Raw genomic sequence first — 17,419 nt, forward strand, 5'->3', positions numbered from 1 at the left:
ACTCCTTACTCCTTTTGAGGCCAGCGCCAGTTATAGCGATTCCATTGATACATTCCTTGAATTTCATACTCAGCGCCGTTCAAAAAGCGGATGACACAATTAGTAGAGGAATCATCGCTGCATCTACGCCCGTCGTAGACATCGCTAATTTCCTCAACCTTAATTACCATACAGGGGAACCATTCCCGCTTACAAGGGCCATCTTCTTGCACCCATTCCCATAGTGCATTGGAAACTTCAATGCGATCGCCTACTCTTAACTTTAATGCATCCTCAAAATAAGAATACTTGTCAAAATGATATGACTCAACCCGATTCAGCCACTGTAAACCATAGCGTTGGCGAATAAATTGTACCGTTCCAGAATCCTTTTCCAGCAACCAGTCGTTGAGTAATTGCACTTTCCAAGTGCGGTTGCGTTGTTCTTCCTCCTTAACAAATTTTAAAAATGCTTCTAACTCTTCTGGGGTAAGTTCGTCTAGAGGATTAGCAATATTTGACATCCCAGACGTAGAATTTCCCTGAATTTGCTCAACCACTTGCAGTAATATCTGTTTCTGCGTGTCAGTGAGAGGACAGCTTGCTGCATCACAATCATTAAAGGCTGCGAACATAGCTACTTCAATCTCATCTGGAGTCATAAGTTCATAGCAATTGAGGGGTTATTCCCCTAATTATTACAAATGTTAAATTCAAGTCTCCAATCACCCTGTAGTTAAATTCAGGTAAGCTGAGGTTGTAAGTTAAATATTGTTTGCTAAATTAACTCACGGGGTCTTTTATGCGGTTGCGTTCACTCACGGTGGTTTTTATTTCATGTCTCATTACTTTTCTATCGTGGGTGATTATTCCCCCAGCTGTAGCCCTGACACAGATTAAACTATTTGATGTCTCTTATAAAGATTGTCCACCAGAACTAGCACAAGGGGCTGTTATCAGTAGTGGTAGCGCTGCTGCCAATTGTTTTCTTGTCGTTGGCAAAGCCGAAAATGGCACTAATAAAACAGTCTACGACGCAGATATTTTTGGACGCATCTATGATGCTAATAATGACTCGGTGATGCAAAACCGCACTCGCTTAGGCTCTATTACCGAGGTGCCACCAGGTATTAGCGATTTTGAATTGAGAATTTCTGTAGCTGCGAATCAGCCTACTCCGTTGAAGCTAAAACAGTTCAAGGCTGCGGGGTTTAGCGGTCAAGTGCGTAAGTAATTCGTAATTCGTAATTCGTAATTCGTAATTCGTAATTCGTAATTCTTAGTACGGCTAGCTAATTAGAAACCGTGTAAAAAATCGTAGAGACGCTTGTATACTTAACGTCTCTACACAATTCTTTACCAAGGTAGTAATCAAAATCCTTCTATAAGGGCAGGCTAGCTGGAATGGCACTCAGAAGACTACTAACTACATTGAGTGCTAAGAAAGCTAAGATCGGCGAAAAATCCATACCGCCCAATGGGGGAATAATTGAGCGGAATAGATTCAGATAAGGATCGGTTATCTGGGCTAAAGCGGCAAATGGCTGGTTATACCAGTTGATTGTCGGGAACCAGGTTAGCAAAACCCGGATAATTAGCAAATAGCTATAAAAGGTGACAAAGGTAATTAGTGTCGTAATCAGTAAACTCATGGATAGCTTTGTTTCCTACTAGGTGTCAAACGCGGTCTTATGTTTTAATTTTAATTTAGTCCAAAGTCAAAAGTGTTTGCGGATTTCACGTTTACCACACTTGACACTTTCACCACGCCTGAACAAACTTCAGGAGTCTTTAGTGAGGGAGCGGTCATTGGTTGCTTGGGGTGAACCGCCATTAACATTTCCCAGTTGCTTTCGCACTTCATCAATTGTGGCATTTAGCTGGGCAATTTTATCTTCTAGCGATCGCCTGGCCGTCTCTATACCAGCACTCTCACTTTCTGAGGCTTTCATCTGACGCCGCTTTGCTGCTATTTTTTTCGCTTCGGCTTGACTATCTGTCAGTTCTGTCTCCTCTTCTATTAGCAATTCTGGTTCGCGGCGAGAAGCAATCAGTGCCCCGATAACACCGCCAAATACGCCACCAACAAACGCCCCTGCTACAAAACCACTGCCAAAACCATCTCGCTGACTCATATCTTTACCGCCTTCAACAAACCTTGCAACTTTTACAGTAGTTATGCTATTTTCCTGCCCTAGCTGCATACTAGCTTAAGTCCCAAAGATGCGATCGCCTGCATCTCCTAATCCCGGTACAATATATCCCTTATTGTCTAGTTTTTCGTCAATAGTAGCCGTGTAAATTATTAAACCTGGATAAGCTTCACTCAATTTTTGCAAAGCTGGTGGAGCTGCTACTACACAAACAATCCGCGTCAGGGCAGGGTCAGCACCCCGTTGTATCAATTCTGCCATTGCTGCCATAATCGATCCTCCGGTTGCCAACATTGGATCGGTAACTAACACTCGTGTTTGGGGGTCAAATTTTTCTGGTAACTTGTTCAAATAACAATGAGGTTGCAGTGTCTCTTCATCTCGCGCCAAACCAAGGTGGTAAATCGATGCTAAAGGCAATAAAGTCTGCGCCCCCTCTAGTAATCCTAGCCCAGCCCGCAGAATCGGCACTACTGCCATAGGCACTTGCGGATCGATTACCGTTGCTGCACAGGTATCTAAGGGACTCTGTACTGTTGTTTCTTGGGTCGGCAACCAGTCTCGTGCAGCTTCATAAGTCAGCCATCTTCCCAACTCAGTCATGGCACTGCGGAATAATACTGAAGGCGTGCCTGCATCACGGGCAACTGCCAGCCAGTGTTTGATCAGGGGATGGGGTGGAACATAAACGCGCAATTGTAGCGTCATAGCCAGAAATAGGCGCCTTTTGATTGTATAAGAACTGAAACACCATAATACTCTTTCCTGCATCCGGCTGACAGCTTAAAATTAGCAATCTCAAGTTTATTGATAAATATTTTCATTAGTAGTTGACATTAATTCTCAATCAAGGCTATATTCATATACAGTGTTCTCCTCTCTTTTAAGGATCGGCAGACGGGATTAGCCAGCAGTAGCAGGCTCGTCCCTCTTTTTTTTGATTGGGCATTGGGCATTGGGCATTGGGCATGGGGCATGGGGCATTGGTCAAGTCATTAGTAAATATTGATTGACTCTAGACAAAGGACAAGGGACTCTAGACAGAGGACAGAGGACAGAGGACAGAGGACAAATGACAAATGACAAATGACGCAATCGTAATTGGGTCTGGGATTGGCGGATTAGTGACAGCGACCCAGTTAGCGGCGAAGGGAGCGAAAGTGCTGGTACTGGAACGTTATTTGATTCCTGGCGGTAGCGCTGGTTATTTTGAACGCCAAGGCTATCGATTTGATGTTGGTGCGTCAATGATTTTTGGGCTGGGACAGAACGGTACAACCAACTTACTCACCCGTGCATTATCAAGTGTAAATGTCAGCCAAGAAGCGATCGCAGATCCGGTACAGATTCACTATCATCTACCCCAAGGTTTAGACCTGAAGGTTGACCGGGTTTATGAAACATTTTTGCAAAATCTTACTGCTTATTTTCCCCATGAAGAACAAGGGATTCGTCACTTTTATGACGAATGCCAAAAAGTATTCAAGTGTCTCAACAGCATGGATTTGCTGTCGCTGGAAGAACCTCGGTATTTACTGCGCGTATTTTTCCAGCATCCTTTGGCGTGTCTCGGTTTAGCCAAGTATCTGCCGCAAAATGCCGGGGATGTGGCGCGGCGTTACATCAAAGACCCGCAATTATTGAAGTTTATCGACATGGAATGTTATTGCTGGTCGGTGGTTCCATCAGATATGACACCAATGATTAATGCTGGAATGGTCTTTTCTGACAGGCATTATGGCGGAGTTAACTATCCCAAAGGCGGAGTCGGACAAATTGCCCAAAAACTGGTGGAAGGTCTAGAAAAGGCTGGAGGTCAAATTCAGTACCAAGCTAGAGTCACCAAAATTCTTACAGAACAAGGAAAAGCGGTAGGTGTGCAACTGGCTAATGGTAAAGTATATCGGGGTAAACGCATAGTTTCTAATGCTACACGCTGGGATACATTTACACAATTATTACCAGTAGAAGCAATGCCAGATAATGAGAAAAAATGGCAACAAAACTACCAAAAATCTCCAAGCTTTTTGAGTTTGCACATCGGGGTAAAGGAGTCAGTTTTACCTGCGGGGACAGAGTGTCACCATATTTTGCTGGAAGACTGGGAAAAGATGACAGCAGCAGAAGGCACAGTTTTTGTTTCGATTCCGACATTGCTTGACCCAGATTTAGCACCAAATGGATATCATATCATTCATGCCTTCACGCCTCACTGGATTGATGATTGGCAAGAACTTTCTCCAAGTGAGTACGAAGCAAAAAAAGAAAAGGCAGCTTGGCGAATTATTGACCGCCTAGAGAAGCTTTTTCCGGGTTTAGATGCCGGATTGGATTATTTAGAAGTGGGGACACCGCGCACACATCGCCGCTTTTTGGGTCGTGAAGATGGCACTTATGGGCCAATTCCCCGACGTAAATTGTGGGGGTTATTGAATATGCCCTTTAATCGCACAGCTATATCAGGACTTTATTGTGTAGGAGATAGCACTTTTCCAGGTCAAGGTTTGAATGCAGTTGCTTTTTCTGGATTTGCTTGCGCCCACCGTATTGCCGTAGATTTAGGATTTTAACTACAGATACAGCCTCCGCAAAAAACCTAGTAAGCGGATAGTGTTACTAGTGAAGCTGGTAGCTACCCCAACAATCTGAGTAACTCTCAATACGTTTTGGTTAAGAAAGTTATCTGTTAAAACGAGTTCTTTGAGCGAAGGTAGAAGAAAGTGTTGGGGAAGCAAGAGTATTTAAATTTAATCTCTTCACTTTAAGTGCCTCCAAACCACCTTCCCAGCTTATCTAAACCGTATTGAGATGGGTAGCAAATACAATCAAAAAGTTACTAATTTTAGTACTTTTGCTAACACAATAGTAAGTGTTGTTACTCTTGGTCTGGTATTTTTTGGTTCCGAAAATTAGCTAACTCTGATGCTAAAGTCTCTTCTAATGCATCTAGAATCGCTTGGGGATCAACAGCTTCCTTCATTATTTGGGCCTGCGGATCGGAGCGATTTTTGACATTGGGAATATCTTGGCGTAATTCTTCAACTAAAGCGATAAGTTTTGCGATTTTCTGCTCAGAGAGCAGGTTAAGCTGAAGGCTAAGTTGCGCCCGTTGCTCTGCTAATTTTTCCTGACGCTCTTGTTTTATCAACACCCCTGTTGTTACTAACAGGGAACCTGCGGTCAGTGAAAATTGTAGCCAAGAAAATGGCGGGGGATCGAATCTTGATATGCCTAAACGTCGTGGTAAAACATTGGGTGTTACCCACAGAATAATTCCTAACAGGATGCTATACAGGAATACCGGACGACCAAAAAAGGCTGTTACCGTTTCTACAAACCGTTGATGTTGAGGTACGTCTTTCTCATAACGTCTGTGCAGGTCAATAATAGTCTCGATATTTTGACTAATCGCTTCCGGCAATGGGGCAGTGGGCAAAATGGTTTGGCAAGGTGCTGAAGATGGTACTTGCGGTGAATCTTTTGGATTTGGTTTATCTTGGGAAAACATGGACAGTTTACTTGCAGTACTGATTTCTCTAAATCAATAACTCAAGTTTCAGCTATATATGTATACTTTTAGGTAGAAAAATAGATAAAAGTACCTATAGACAGATTTTGGGAAATTGCTATTGCTGTTGGATCAAGCAGATATATTGAAACAGAATCATAGCATTAATTTTCTTGTTTCAATATTGTATTTGAGATATAGTGATTTGTTAAAACTATAGTTGATTATATATTTTTTAGATATGTCATTTTGATGTCAATGCTATGTCAGGATAACAGTCATGTTTATGTGGTATGTCTATCGAATATCTAATGTAGATTTCGCAATAAAAGCTTTCAGTGACACAATTGAGGCATTACAGCTCACGCCGGAGAAATAGTCATCAGCGGCGATACGCAAACGCATTCGTGCGTGGATGCAATAGATTACGCCACGCTCAAAATCGGTTCGGTTGGTTCTTTACCATGCCTTTTCACTGCAATTTACTAAACTTTTCATAATTGTGCTTTAATGGTGGGCGGCTTTTGTTCGTTCAAGAATTTTCCTCACACACAACGCGATCGCTGATGCTACTCACACACAAAGAAAACATTGTAAAATTCAGTTGGCTTCTACCCAGCTTCTTAAGCTTAATCCTGCTTGGCTCTACTGTTAAAGCTAATGGTGCGATGCCTGCGGCGGGCGTAGCGATGGCTAATTGGCATTTTGATAGCAATCGCAATCATCTGGACTTCACCACAGATGAAAATGTTCAACCGAAAGTACAATTACTTACCAGCCCGACTCGTCTGGTAATTGATTTACCTGGAGTTACATTAGGATATCCACAGGCTAGTCAAAGAGTGGGATTAGTAATTAAAGACATTCGCATCGAGCAGTTTAACGCAGAGACTACCCGCATGGTAGTTACTTTAGCACCCGGTTACACCTTTGATTTAGCACAGGTGCAACTGCAAGAGGAATCCCCCAATCATTGGTCTGTGCAGTTACCCAAACCCATACGATTGACTGCAACCCAGCCGCAATATTTAGAAATAACTCCGAGTATTTCTCCAAGAGTGAATGATAATAGCACTCTCTTTGCTGGCGTGGTTCCAATGCATTCACCGATGAAAGCGCTGGAACCTCAAATTAAAGCCTTGATGAATCGCTACAGCTTTCTGAAAACAGGAATGTTTTTTCTGGATTTGGATACTGGGGATTATTTGGATATTGGAGGCGATCGCGTTTTCCCGGCTGCTAGTACAATTAAACTGCCAATACTTATCGCTTTTTTCCAAGATTTAGATGCTGGTAAAGTCACCCTTCAGGAAAACCTGACGATGCGGCGTGACTTAGTTACCAATGGTTCTGGAAGTATGCAATATGAGCGAGTTGGCAAGAAGTACACAGCTTTGGAAACCATCACTAAGATGATTACCATTAGTGATAATACTGCCACCAACATGATTATCGATCGCTTAGGTGGAGCGGCGAAACTAAATCAGCGTTTCCGTAGTTGGGGACTGAAAGACACGGTAATTCGCCATCTTTTAGCTGATTTGAGAGGAACCAACACCACAAGTTCTCAAGATATGGCGCGGGTGCTGGCTTTAGTTGTGAATAACAAGTTAGTTTCGCCCCAAAGTCGGGAGCAAGCCTTAGATATTCTGCGTCACACCACAATTCATACACTGCTTCCCGCCGGTTTGGGGAAAGGTGCAGTTATCGCCAACAAAACCGGAGATATTGGGTTTCTTATTGGCGATGCGGGATTTGTGACTATGCCCAATGGTAAGCGTTACCTGGCGGCTATCTTCGTTACCCGTCCTTATAAAGACACAAGAGGGAGAGACTTTATCCGTCAAGTTTCCCAATTAGTTTACAATTATCTGAATCAGCCGAATCCAGTTGCTGCGGTTGATTCGCTTAATAGTGTTGCGAAATAGCAGTTCAAAATAGATATTGCTAGGGGCGCATAGCTATCATAGGTGTCAACTTAACGTGAAACCTTTGCAATAGCCTTATATCAAGTCCACTCAATTACTAATTATACCCTTGCAACCCCATCCCACTTTTATCTAGCGACAAAATCTACTTTCACCGCGAACCTACGCTGTACACACAAGTCTGAAATGGCTGAAAAACCCAAGGTTTTACCCCACCCTAACCCTCCCCGTATGTATTGGGGAGAGAATTAGATTTCTTTCTTGCCTAAAATTTAAGTGTTTTGAGTTTCTGTTACAAAACTTGCAAAAGTGAGGGAACTAGATTTCTTTTTTTACCCCAATGCATCGGGGGGTTAAGGGGGGTAATTCGACTTGTGTGTACTACAATCAATTCATATTTTTCACACATAATTTACGTATTTAAAATAACAAATTAGCTTAATATCCTGTTATTTCTTTAGATAGAGGATAAAAATAATTCGCAAAGTTAAATTTAAATTAGGTGCTATTTCATACTCATGGTTTAATTTTTAAAGCTCCTAAAAATATTTTTTAGGAGCTTTTTTAAAATTAAAAACAAAGCAAGTATGTTGGAGATATTTTAGTTATTATCTAATTATCTTGCCAATACTTGAAAAAGAGATGAAAAGTGATATTTCAGATATAAATATCTCTTAAATGGTTATTATGGCATTGTCATTCCGTCCAAAGTGAGAAGTCTTGAAGTATCACAATATCTTTAGTAAGTGCAACAATGCAACCCCAAATAGTTGCAGTTCGGAAAGTTTTTAGGAGCATTATATGCAGAAATCAAACAACCAACAAACATATTTCCTTAAGTATCTTTCCCTAGCACCCGTTCTTGCTGTTCTTTCGATATCAATTGCCTTTTCTACCTGGGCGATTTTTAATTTCATTTTCCCAGACCTTCTCTTTCATCCTATGCCATAAGTCAGTCCGCCATAGGTTCAAACCTATGGCTAATAAACAATTGTGCTAAAGCAGGCTAAATTTAGATAATTGTGATTTTACTTGCAGCTCTAGTAGCCTTTTCCCTAGCCTCTTGGACATTCACACCTTTCGCCAAAGCTACGCCCATTCGCCGATATAGATGAGCATTAGGTTTACCAAATAATTTAATATCTACATCTTTTTCTGATAAAGCATCGGCGACACCACTAAAAGCAATAGAATCAGATTTTTCTGAGGCTAAAATTACTGCACTAGCTGATGCTCCTAGCTGTTCAATATGAGGAATTGGCAAGCCTAAAATAGCTCGCAGATGTAGTTCAAATTCGTTAAGATTTTGTGAGATTAATGTCACCATTCCCGTATCGTGGGGCCTGGGAGAAAGTTCGGAAAAAATCACTTCATCTTTAGTAATGAAAAATTCAACGCCAAAAATTCCGGCTCCTCCTAAAGCATCAGTGACTTTTATAGCTATTTCTTGGGATTTTGATATTTTATCTTCATAAATTTCTGCGGGTTGCCACGATTCTTGATAATCGCCTCTTTCTTGGCGATGACCAATGGGAGAGCAGAAAATTGTCGGTGCATTCCACTGTTTAATTGTCAGTAAAGTTATCTCAATTTCAAAGTTAATAAATTCTTCTACGATGACCTTTTGACTGTCTCCTCTAGAATTAGCGATCGCATAATTCCAAGCTTTCTCAACTTCACTCTTATCCTGCACTACAGATTGACCTTTCCCTGATGATGACATCACCGGTTTAACAACATTGGGAAAGCCAATTTTATCCGAAACTGCAATCAATTCTTCTAAAGTTGTTGCATAACCATATTTAGCCGTTCTGATGCCCAATTGTTGATGCGCCAGTTCCCGAATTCGATCGCGGTTCATTGTATAGTTAGTAGCAGCCGCAGTCGGAATAACTGTAATCCCTCGCTGTTCAAATTCGATGAGTTTTTCGGTTCGGATTGCTTCAATTTCTGGTATAATAATATTTGGCTGATGTTTTGTCACTACAGCTTCTAAATCATCAGCACTGAGCATAGAAATAACTTCATAAGCATCAGCAACCTGCATCGCTGGAGCATTGGTATAGCGGTCAACGGCAATCACATAATTACCAAGACGTTGAGCAGCGATCGCAAATTCTTTGCCTAGTTCTCCTGAACCCAGCAACATCAATTTTTGGGGCAACTTAATACTCATTAACTTATCCAAGTCAATATCAATTCAATCATCTTATAATTTTTTGTGTTTTCATTACTAACTTTTCAAGAATTAAATATCGCTTTGCGTAATTCTAAATCTTGACGTTGTAGATGATTTAAACCAATACCTACGCCAAACTGACACTTATCTACTAGAGTCTCTAACCAAATAGTCTCGTTCAGAGTTGCACCTCGTAAATCTGCATTTCTCAAGTCGGCTTTCGTAAAATTTACAAATAAAAGGTCTGCATTTACTAAACTACTACCTTGGAGATTTGCTTCTGACAAATTTCCTCGGATGAAGTTGACACCATCTAAAATTAAACCAGATAAATCTGCTCCCATCAGATTAGGAAACTTTAGCTGACTTGGATATTTAAAAAATCGCATTATACAAATTATATTGGCTTCATTTAGTTGAATTTTAGTTAAAAATTCATAACGAGCGATGCCCAGTTGCTTAAGAATTTGTAGACGCTGTGAGGGACTTTGTTCTAAAAACTGGATGGCTGTGTAGCGTAGGTCTTGAGTAGAGATATTTAACATTATTTTCAGATTGTTGTGATACTTGTGCGAATAAAAAAATAACAAATAATAGATAATATAGCAGTCTTCAAGCATTCATAAAAAACAAAAACCCCAATTTCTTTGAGAAATTGAGGTTCTAAGTTTATTGATAACTACCGAGCTAATGTTATGCTAATAATGCTTTCGTAGTAGATTCGCCTGCTAATCTCACTTGCCTTGTCAACTGCAAATTTAACCATCCTAGAAAAGTTAACTCAGCGAGGAATGCCATAAAAATTGTTGTTGTACTAGAGCCTTGTATACCAACCCAAGGAAAAGTTGAAAACAGCCAGACAGTAGACACCACAGTAGACACCTGTGATGTGATGCCGATAAATTCTAAAATTATCGGTGGTAGAAACACTGCTGCACCTATAATCCGAATTGCCCAGAAAGAACGTTTGGGAGTTTTCAGCAAAAGTAGCAATTGGGCGATAGTAGCGTAAATCATGATTACGCTGATAGACAAAGCTATAGCTAAAAGTACTTTAAACCTGTCAACATCTTTAACCAGCCAAGTTTGGTCATTGTTAGTATCAAAAACAGATGTAAATGAAATCCAGACTAGCCAGGGGATAGTAACAATTGTAAGATTAATTGCGATCGCCACGAGTGCAGGGCTTTTTTCGGCCCAAATTAGATCCTGCCAAATACTCTTGTGGCTAGAAACTCCCTGATGTCGATATCTTGCCCAATCTTGTACATCTTGACGGTGAGGGGAAAGAACTGCAATTAAACTTAAAATCAACACCAAGTTGTACGATGCTAGCAAAATGTAATTTCCCCCAAATTGTTGATCTAATGTGTAACTATTTTCACCAATTTGTAAAGTGAAACCCCAGATCATCAACTGGCAAAACGCTACTAATAAATAACTTTGCTTCTTGCTAATTATTGAGGCTTGAGGATTACGGAAGCAACGTTTAAGAATGTGCAAAATTCCGTAACTGCACAATCCCAAGTTTAATAAATGAAAGCCAAGAATACTAATAATATTTCTCCCTAATGGGAGATAGAAAAATTGCAGTTTTTTAATATCCGAGTCATTGGATAGATTAAACAAGTTAGGAAATAAATAATTAGTTGTATCCCAAGGATTAAAAAGTCTAAACCAAGCAGTTGAACTATTCAAACTGTGGTTATAAGACGATGCGAGTAACATCGTTATAAACAAAAACATAAAAATTACACCACTAACTAATAAACCCAACAAAGGCTGAGAACCACTAAATGAACGGCTAAGTAAGCTAAGTAGTAGTGCCGCACTGTAGAAGAAAATACAGCTAGTAGCAAGAATTGTGTAGTAAGCCAAAATGTAACTAAAAGCAATTTTGGCAGAAAGCCCAGCCCATAAATGTAAAGGAACTGCTACTAAAATCAGGAGATAAATTAAACTCGGAACTCCTAGCAACTTGCCAGTCAATATACTTGTTTCTGATTGGGGACTAAGACGGATAAAGTTTAGTGTGCCGCGAGTTTCTTCTTTAGCGAAATCGTTAATTAGCAAATAAGTTCCTGCAACTAGTAGTGTAAATAGAAAAATTACACTAAATGTTAAGAATATATATTCCCAACGATCTCGCCACCACATTTGCCAATCAATTTGAATTTGGGGACAAAAATTCTTTGAAAAAAAATTATTTAATTCATCAATTTTAGTTTGATTTGATTCTTTGAGAACCTGTGTTTGTTGCGGTTGATATATTTGACGTAAACGACAGTATGTACCAGTTAGGGAGTATTTATTACCAGGAGGATTACTTAAATGATATAAAATAACTACCAGTTGCAATAGGAAAGATGTCACAACTGCGATCGCTACATTAATAAATTTAAATTGCCCTTTGAGTTCGCGAAATAATTGCGGATTCCAATCGCCGATTTTGTCAATTAAATTAAGCATAGTCTGAAAAAATCCTTCCAAAATAGTGAGTGAGATTTATTGATGAATCAAGATGCTTGTTTGTGACCTAATTTTAAAAAAATGCTTTCTAAGTCTTCTTGCGTGCAGTGAAAATCAGTTAAAGGAATGCCGATTTTGATTAGCGATCGCAATAACTCGGCACTATCTTCATCTTTGCCCGAAAAATTCACCCGCACGCTGTTTTTTCCTGATATCACCTCCCATTCTTCTACTAAAGGATGGTGTTTAAGCTCGTTCAAAAGTGTCTCTAAGTTCCCTAGAGTTGATAACACAATTTGCTGATGGGCTAGACGTTGATAAAGTTGCTGTAGGGAAGTACTTTCTACTAAAAAGCCAAGTTCCATAATTCCTACAGAAGTACAAATTTCCGCTAAATCGCTGAGAACGTGGGAGGAAATGATAACAGTCATTCCAGCTTCTTGCAAAGCCTTAATAATTTCGCGAAAGTGCATCCTCGCAATCGGATCGAGTCCAGAAACAGGCTCATCTAGTAATAGTAAAATTGGTTCGTGGATAATAGTTCGCGCTAAACTTAAACGCTGTTTCATTCCCCTCGACAGAGTAGAAATCTGACTATTGCGTTTATTACCAAGTTGAATAAGTTCTAAAACTTCATGTAAGCGTTTAGTGCGGCGCGGTTCTCGCAAACGATATAAACGCGCAAAGTAATCTAAGTAATCCCAGACTGTCAAATCTTCATATAGTGGGTAGTCATCGGGTAAATAGCCAAGATGACGCTTAAGTTTGAGATTACTGTTGTCACGGATGAGGCGATCGCCATTAATATAAATCTCACCTGTAGTTGCTTCCTCAGCAGTCGCCAACATTCGGATGAGAGTTGTTTTACCCGCGCCATTCGGCCCAATCAGTCCATATACTTCTCCCGCCTGGATTTCTAAATCAACATCATTGACAGCAACATGTCGGTCAAATTGCTTAGTGAGTCCACGGGTGCAAATTGTTAATTCTTTTACCATCGCTGCTAGAGTGCGGCTTGTGATTAACCGCTAACCTAACTTTTTTTACAGCTTTTGTCAGGATGGTTTCCAAAATTGAAACTAGCTTTATTTAAAGCTGCTTTGAGTTCTGGGCATTATTTACCCTATTTTCACTAAAGTTTTAAATAATACCAACTATTAATTTTTGCTAAGGGGAATACTAAAGCTAGAAATCTCTAGTACTAATATTGCAAACCTGATGATATTAGAGTCAACCGCTTGCTCAGTAGGCAATGGTATTTTCACTGGAATAGGTCATAAACTTAGCAAAAGTAGGTAAGACATACGCCCTACCTACTTATTAATTCTGATTCTGCTATTTATGAAATATTTGCAAATAAAGCCTTGACTTTTTTCTTTAGTGTCAAGTTATTTCTGATAGTGGTGGGATAACGTTATTAACCCCATTACCAGATGAGCCGCTAATTGCATAACGGTATTCGGGAACTGGATATCCAGCCTCACCAAAGGTTTCACGGATAGCTTTATTAGTGTCGAAGTAAACTTGCCAATAGTGATCGTTATTGCAATAAGGACGTACTGCTAGTACAGGCCCTGCAAAGTTGAAATTCTGAATTTCCACATCCGGTGCTGGATTTTGGAGAACATTAGGAATTTGGCTAATTTTCGCTTTCAAAAGTGCGATCGCTTCGTTGTGTTTCACATCATGATGAAGTTGAGCCACTAGATCAACCCGACGGTAAGGGTTGGCAGAATAATTCTGGATGTTATCAGCAAAGATTTTATTATTAGCGACAATTGTCAACACGTTATCAGGCGTATTGATATTTGTTGTGAACAGTCCAATTTCTGTAACAGTGCCTGTCACGCCTGCGGTGGTAATGAAATCACCAACTTTGAAAGGTCGAAAAACAATTAAAAATGCTCCGGCTGCAAAGTTGGCTAGTAAACCCCCCCATGCTGCACCAATTGCAATGCCTGCTCCTGCTAGCAATGCAGCAAAGGAAGTTGTTTCAACCCCAAAGAAGCCGAGAATTGCCACAACTAGAATAATTCTCAGTGTGACACCAATGATATTCAGAAGATAGTTAATGAGTGTTGGATCGACGTGTTGACCTCGGAAAGCACGTCGTACTAGCTTCAATCCAAAATCAATCAAGCGTTGAGCAATCAGCCACAGTGCGATCGCACCTAAAATTTTCAACCCAAACTGAGTTAAAAGTTGGCTAGCAACTAAGCTAATTTGTCTAAAATCCATAATTTTTGTCTGTGAATATTAAATACAATAAACATACAAGAAATTAAATCAAAATGATATATCAATACTTTTTTTTAATTTTTGCTGTAATGTGCAGTAGATAGGAAACTGTTCTCGGAGGATGTCTGAACAGTTTTGGGCAAATATAAATAAATCTTTTCTTGCGGCATTATCTACTTTTTGGCTTGTTGCTGTTTTTTTACTCCTTAATTCAAGTAAAGATGTCATAAATACTGGGATTTTCCAAGATTTAATCCTTGTCTGGCGTATCAATCTTTGCTCCCTATCTCAAATTTCTGCATAAATCGCGCTATGCCAGCAGGGCCAAGTTCTTTAGTCAAGGCTTTTATAGCGCTTCCTATGTTGGTGAAGTATAGCTAGACTTCATATATAAACCCTTTTAACTTTGAGGATGTGCCTCATTCGATCGAGATTGGAAGCATTTACTGATTAGCTTGGCAATTTTAGGGACAACTGGATTAAATCTACTAACTGCCAATCATATTGGTAAATCTCAAATCTGGATTGTCAGCTTCAAACTGGGGATTTTGCTCCTGTTCATTACTATGGGAAGTAATCATATCGACATTTCCCGTCTAGAACCAGTCTCAATATCGTCGCTACAGTCAATTTTCGCCGGAGCAATGGTGATTTTCTTATCTTATGAAGGCTTTGAGCTAATCGCCAATGCAGCAGAGGATCTTGTCAATCCCAAGCATACTTTGCCACGAGTTTATTACTCTGTAATCGGGTTCGTTATTTTGCTTTACGTTTTAATAGCACTGGTTACATTGGGAGCAGAACCAATAGAACAGATTTTGGCAGTAAAAGACTATGCTTTGGCTGAAGTTGCCAAACCAATTATGGGGCAATTTGGATCTGTTTTGATTACTGTTGCTGCTCTTTTCTCAACTATCTCGGCTAGTAACGCCACACTCTACGGTTCCGCTCGTTTTAGCACTGTGATTGCTAAATCTAGGGGGTTTGATGGCAGCCAAATAAATGGCATAGAGCAATCTTCAATTGGCTTATTTATTACTAGTGGTATTACTCTAATAATCGCCAATTTTTGTGATATAAGTCGGATCTCAACGATGGGTAGTGCTGGGTTTCTCCTAATATTTGCTGCGGTTAATTTAGCTAACGCTCGTATGCATCGTTATACGAAAAGCAAGCAGTGGATTTCACTTCTAGGGACTGGAATATGTTTAGTAGCACTAGGAATGTTGATTTGGTTTGCTTTGCAAACAGATCCACAAACCGTCTGGGTTTTAGTGTTGATGGTAGGAGTAGCTATAGGCATCGAAGTAATCTACTACCTATCAAACAATCGACGGCTACGCCTTTGAAGAAGCTTTGCTCAACTCTAAAATGTTTTTGTAATAGTCCACGTTTGGATTAATTTAACTTGAATTCGATGAACCTCTCCCTCCCAACCTCCCTCTCCCACGGGAAAAGGGAGGAGCAATGATAAATTAGGGTTTTGGCTCCCCTCTCCGTGTTGGAGAGGGGCTGGGGGAGAGGTCAAAATAGCACTCGTCGAATTCACGTTAATTTAACTTGAATTTGCAAACAGTGCCTTCTCTGTTAGCAGATCGTTTGCTTTAGATTTTCATTATGAATCATCTTTTAAAAATGATTTAGGAATGGCTCATAAGTGGTAACTTTATCTGGAACGTCGAGCCTTTACCCTCATTGCTCATCACATGAATGTGACCGCCGTGAGCCTGGACAATTTGTTGAGCGATCGCTAATCCTAACCCAAATCCGCCGCTTTCTCTGGTACGTTCTGTATCAACTCGGTAAAAGCGATCGAAAATATAAGGTAAATCTGCCTCTGGAATTCCAATTCCAGTATCAATAACCTGAATTACTGCCCGATCTGGGTGAGGTTCTAAGCGTAACCAGACAGTTCCACCAGATGGAGTATAATTACAGGCGTTGTTAAGCAAGTTTTCCACAGCTAGGCGCAGCAAATCGGGGTCAGCCCACAACTCAATGGGTTGTTCTGGTAAATGGCCGATCAACTCGAGCGACGCTTTTGCAGCAACAGTATTGTAATAAATAGCTAAATTCTCTAGCAAGCTATTAAGATTAACCTTTTTGAGAGATTCGGGAGTTAATTTTCCCTGATGCCGAGCCAACAGCAGTAGGTTATTGACCAAGGTACTCATCGACTTGGCGCTATCGATGATGTTCTCTATTGAGGGATGGATTTGGGGACGGTCTGCTGCCATTAGTAACCCAACTTGGGCATTGGTTAAAATCGCAGACAAGGGCGATCGCAACTCATGAGAAGCATCTGATGTAAAGCGTTGTAGTTGATTATAGGCTTGCTGAACGGGTTGCATAGCTATGCCGCCAAGTACCCAACCTGTAAGTCCAATTAACCCCAGTGCTATAGGCACAGCAAGGGTCAACATTAACTGAAATTCTCTGAGATCGTTTTGAGTTTCTGTCAGTGGGATACCAACTTGCAGATAACCGATGACCGAATTTCCTCCTTGAACAGGTAGGGTGACTTGACGAAGCCAAAGCGTCTCACCTGTAAACTGGTCAACGGACTTAATCGTGAGAAACTCAGATGCTATTCCCAACTTTTCTGGAGGTGGAGTACCAAAAAACCGCTTGAGTTTGCCGTTGGGGTCATACCAGCGAACATAGACCAATTCAATATCAGCGGGGTGAGAACCACTACCCAATAGCGGTATATTGCTCAGATCGACTTCTTTTTGTCCTTGATACAGCCGATACTGCGAACTGGCTGCCATTAACTCTGCTCTTTTATAAAGCAGTTGATCTAATGCTTTGAGCTTGTCTTTTACCTCAAGATTGTAAATCACTCCAGCAAAGAGAATGAGAATGCACCCCATTGAAAGGGTAAACCAACGAGCTAAGTTACGACGACTGCGGTTAAACACAACTTATGCTAATTCGTAATTCGTAATTCGTAATGACGCTCGCG

15 protein-coding genes and 1 pseudogene are annotated in these 17,419 nt (G+C 40.5%); 5 read left to right on the forward strand and 11 right to left on the reverse strand.

Annotation, left to right across the window (positions count from 1 at the left end; translation table 11 throughout):
* Positions 1-5: 5 nt before the first annotated feature.
* On the reverse strand, positions 6-641 hold the full coding sequence (locus RMY64_RS12300; RefSeq protein WP_322671824.1) for a hypothetical protein: 636 nt from the start codon (positions 639-641) through the stop codon (positions 6-8).
* A gap of 140 nt (positions 642-781) precedes the next feature.
* On the opposite strand from RMY64_RS12300, the gene RMY64_RS12305 reads away from it, so the two are divergent.
* Positions 782-1,213: a biotin carboxylase gene (locus tag RMY64_RS12305; protein ID WP_322671823.1), complete on the forward strand. Its 432-nt coding sequence runs from the start codon at positions 782-784 to the stop codon at positions 1,211-1,213.
* 148 nt (positions 1,214-1,361) lie between these two features.
* On the opposite strand, the gene RMY64_RS12310 is transcribed toward RMY64_RS12305, so the two are convergent.
* From RMY64_RS12310 to upp, 3 genes are all read right to left on the reverse strand, one after another.
* Entirely contained in the window at positions 1,362-1,631 is a 270-nt protein-coding gene (locus RMY64_RS12310) for a YggT family protein (RefSeq protein WP_322700193.1), read from the reverse strand.
* Positions 1,632-1,760: 129 nt separating this feature from the next.
* Positions 1,761-2,114 (reverse strand): hypothetical protein, encoded by a 354-nt coding sequence (locus tag RMY64_RS12315; protein ID WP_322685561.1) that lies wholly within the window; start codon positions 2,112-2,114, stop codon positions 1,761-1,763.
* A 75-nt stretch (positions 2,115-2,189) separates the two neighbouring features.
* Positions 2,190-2,840 carry a uracil phosphoribosyltransferase gene (gene upp / locus RMY64_RS12320; RefSeq protein ID WP_322700194.1) on the reverse strand — a complete coding sequence of 217 codons (651 nt, stop codon included), beginning with the start codon at positions 2,838-2,840 and terminating at the stop codon, positions 2,190-2,192.
* Positions 2,841-3,211: 371 nt separating this feature from the next.
* On the opposite strand from upp, the gene crtH reads away from it, so the two are divergent.
* Positions 3,212-4,702, forward strand: coding sequence for a carotenoid isomerase (gene crtH / locus RMY64_RS12325; protein ID WP_322671820.1), 1,491 nt, complete (start codon positions 3,212-3,214; stop codon positions 4,700-4,702).
* Between the two features lie 305 nt (positions 4,703-5,007).
* Here the strand turns inward: crtH and RMY64_RS12330 are convergent, their stop codons facing one another.
* Positions 5,008-5,640 (reverse strand): DUF1003 domain-containing protein, encoded by a 633-nt coding sequence (locus RMY64_RS12330; protein ID WP_322686377.1) that lies wholly within the window; start codon positions 5,638-5,640, stop codon positions 5,008-5,010.
* A gap of 566 nt (positions 5,641-6,206) precedes the next feature.
* Here RMY64_RS12330 and RMY64_RS12335 point away from each other — a divergent pair.
* A complete protein-coding gene (locus RMY64_RS12335; protein ID WP_416211812.1) occupies positions 6,207-7,568 on the forward strand; it encodes a serine hydrolase in 1,362 nt (453 codons plus the stop codon).
* Between the two features lie 801 nt (positions 7,569-8,369).
* Positions 8,370-8,519, forward strand: a complete 150-nt coding sequence (locus tag RMY64_RS12340) for a PsaJ protein (RefSeq protein ID WP_322671817.1) — start codon at positions 8,370-8,372, stop codon at positions 8,517-8,519.
* Positions 8,520-8,580: 61 nt separating this feature from the next.
* On the opposite strand, the gene purT is transcribed toward RMY64_RS12340, so the two are convergent.
* The 5 genes from purT to RMY64_RS12365 form a co-directional block, all read right to left on the reverse strand.
* Positions 8,581-9,744, reverse strand: a complete 1,164-nt coding sequence (gene purT / locus RMY64_RS12345; protein WP_322671816.1) for a formate-dependent phosphoribosylglycinamide formyltransferase — start codon at positions 9,742-9,744, stop codon at positions 8,581-8,583.
* A gap of 65 nt (positions 9,745-9,809) precedes the next feature.
* Positions 9,810-10,292 carry a pentapeptide repeat-containing protein gene (locus RMY64_RS12350; RefSeq protein WP_322686374.1) on the reverse strand — a complete coding sequence of 161 codons (483 nt, stop codon included), beginning with the start codon at positions 10,290-10,292 and terminating at the stop codon, positions 9,810-9,812.
* A gap of 148 nt (positions 10,293-10,440) precedes the next feature.
* Positions 10,441-12,216, reverse strand: coding sequence for an ABC transporter permease subunit (locus RMY64_RS12355; protein ID WP_322700195.1), 1,776 nt, complete (start codon positions 12,214-12,216; stop codon positions 10,441-10,443).
* A gap of 47 nt (positions 12,217-12,263) precedes the next feature.
* A complete protein-coding gene (locus RMY64_RS12360; RefSeq protein WP_322686372.1) occupies positions 12,264-13,214 on the reverse strand; it encodes an ABC transporter ATP-binding protein in 951 nt (316 codons plus the stop codon).
* Between the two features lie 385 nt (positions 13,215-13,599).
* Positions 13,600-14,454 carry a mechanosensitive ion channel family protein gene (locus RMY64_RS12365; RefSeq protein WP_322686371.1) on the reverse strand — a complete coding sequence of 285 codons (855 nt, stop codon included), beginning with the start codon at positions 14,452-14,454 and terminating at the stop codon, positions 13,600-13,602.
* 443 nt (positions 14,455-14,897) lie between these two features.
* On the opposite strand from RMY64_RS12365, the pseudogene RMY64_RS12370 reads away from it, so the two are divergent.
* Positions 14,898-15,803, forward strand: a pseudogene (locus RMY64_RS12370) (APC family permease); the annotation flags it as partial.
* A 291-nt stretch (positions 15,804-16,094) separates the two neighbouring features.
* Here the strand turns inward: RMY64_RS12370 and RMY64_RS12375 are convergent.
* Positions 16,095-17,375 (reverse strand): HAMP domain-containing sensor histidine kinase, encoded by a 1,281-nt coding sequence (locus tag RMY64_RS12375; RefSeq protein ID WP_322689439.1) that lies wholly within the window; start codon positions 17,373-17,375, stop codon positions 16,095-16,097.
* Positions 17,376-17,419: the final 44 nt, after the last annotated feature.

This window comes from Nostoc sp. DedQUE08 (assembly GCF_034530895.1).
In the GTDB taxonomy this organism is placed as follows: Bacteria; Cyanobacteriota; Cyanobacteriia; order Cyanobacteriales; family Nostocaceae; genus Nostoc.

Bases quoted from the DNA above. Each gene is read 5' to 3' on its own strand.
- RMY64_RS12300 (WP_322671824.1), bottom strand. From the start codon at position 641: ATGACTCCAGATGAGATTGAAGTAGCTATGTTCGCAGCCTTTAATGAT.
- RMY64_RS12305 (WP_322671823.1), top strand. From the start codon at position 782: ATGCGGTTGCGTTCACTCACGGTGGTTTTTATTTCATGTCTCATTACT.
- RMY64_RS12310 (WP_322700193.1), bottom strand. From the start codon at position 1,631: ATGAGTTTACTGATTACGACACTAATTACCTTTGTCACCTTTTATAGC.
- RMY64_RS12315 (WP_322685561.1), bottom strand. From the start codon at position 2,114: ATGAGTCAGCGAGATGGTTTTGGCAGTGGTTTTGTAGCAGGGGCGTTT.
- upp (WP_322700194.1), bottom strand. From the start codon at position 2,840: ATGACGCTACAATTGCGCGTTTATGTTCCACCCCATCCCCTGATCAAA.
- crtH (WP_322671820.1), top strand. From the start codon at position 3,212: ATGACAAATGACGCAATCGTAATTGGGTCTGGGATTGGCGGATTAGTG.
- RMY64_RS12330 (WP_322686377.1), bottom strand. From the start codon at position 5,640: ATGTTTTCCCAAGATAAACCAAATCCAAAAGATTCACCGCAAGTACCA.
- RMY64_RS12335 (WP_416211812.1), top strand. From the start codon at position 6,207: ATGCTACTCACACACAAAGAAAACATTGTAAAATTCAGTTGGCTTCTA.
- RMY64_RS12340 (WP_322671817.1), top strand. From the start codon at position 8,370: ATGCAGAAATCAAACAACCAACAAACATATTTCCTTAAGTATCTTTCC.
- purT (WP_322671816.1), bottom strand. From the start codon at position 9,744: ATGAGTATTAAGTTGCCCCAAAAATTGATGTTGCTGGGTTCAGGAGAA.
- RMY64_RS12350 (WP_322686374.1), bottom strand. From the start codon at position 10,292: ATGTTAAATATCTCTACTCAAGACCTACGCTACACAGCCATCCAGTTT.
- RMY64_RS12355 (WP_322700195.1), bottom strand. From the start codon at position 12,216: ATGCTTAATTTAATTGACAAAATCGGCGATTGGAATCCGCAATTATTT.
- RMY64_RS12360 (WP_322686372.1), bottom strand. From the start codon at position 13,214: ATGGTAAAAGAATTAACAATTTGCACCCGTGGACTCACTAAGCAATTT.
- RMY64_RS12365 (WP_322686371.1), bottom strand. From the start codon at position 14,454: ATGGATTTTAGACAAATTAGCTTAGTTGCTAGCCAACTTTTAACTCAG.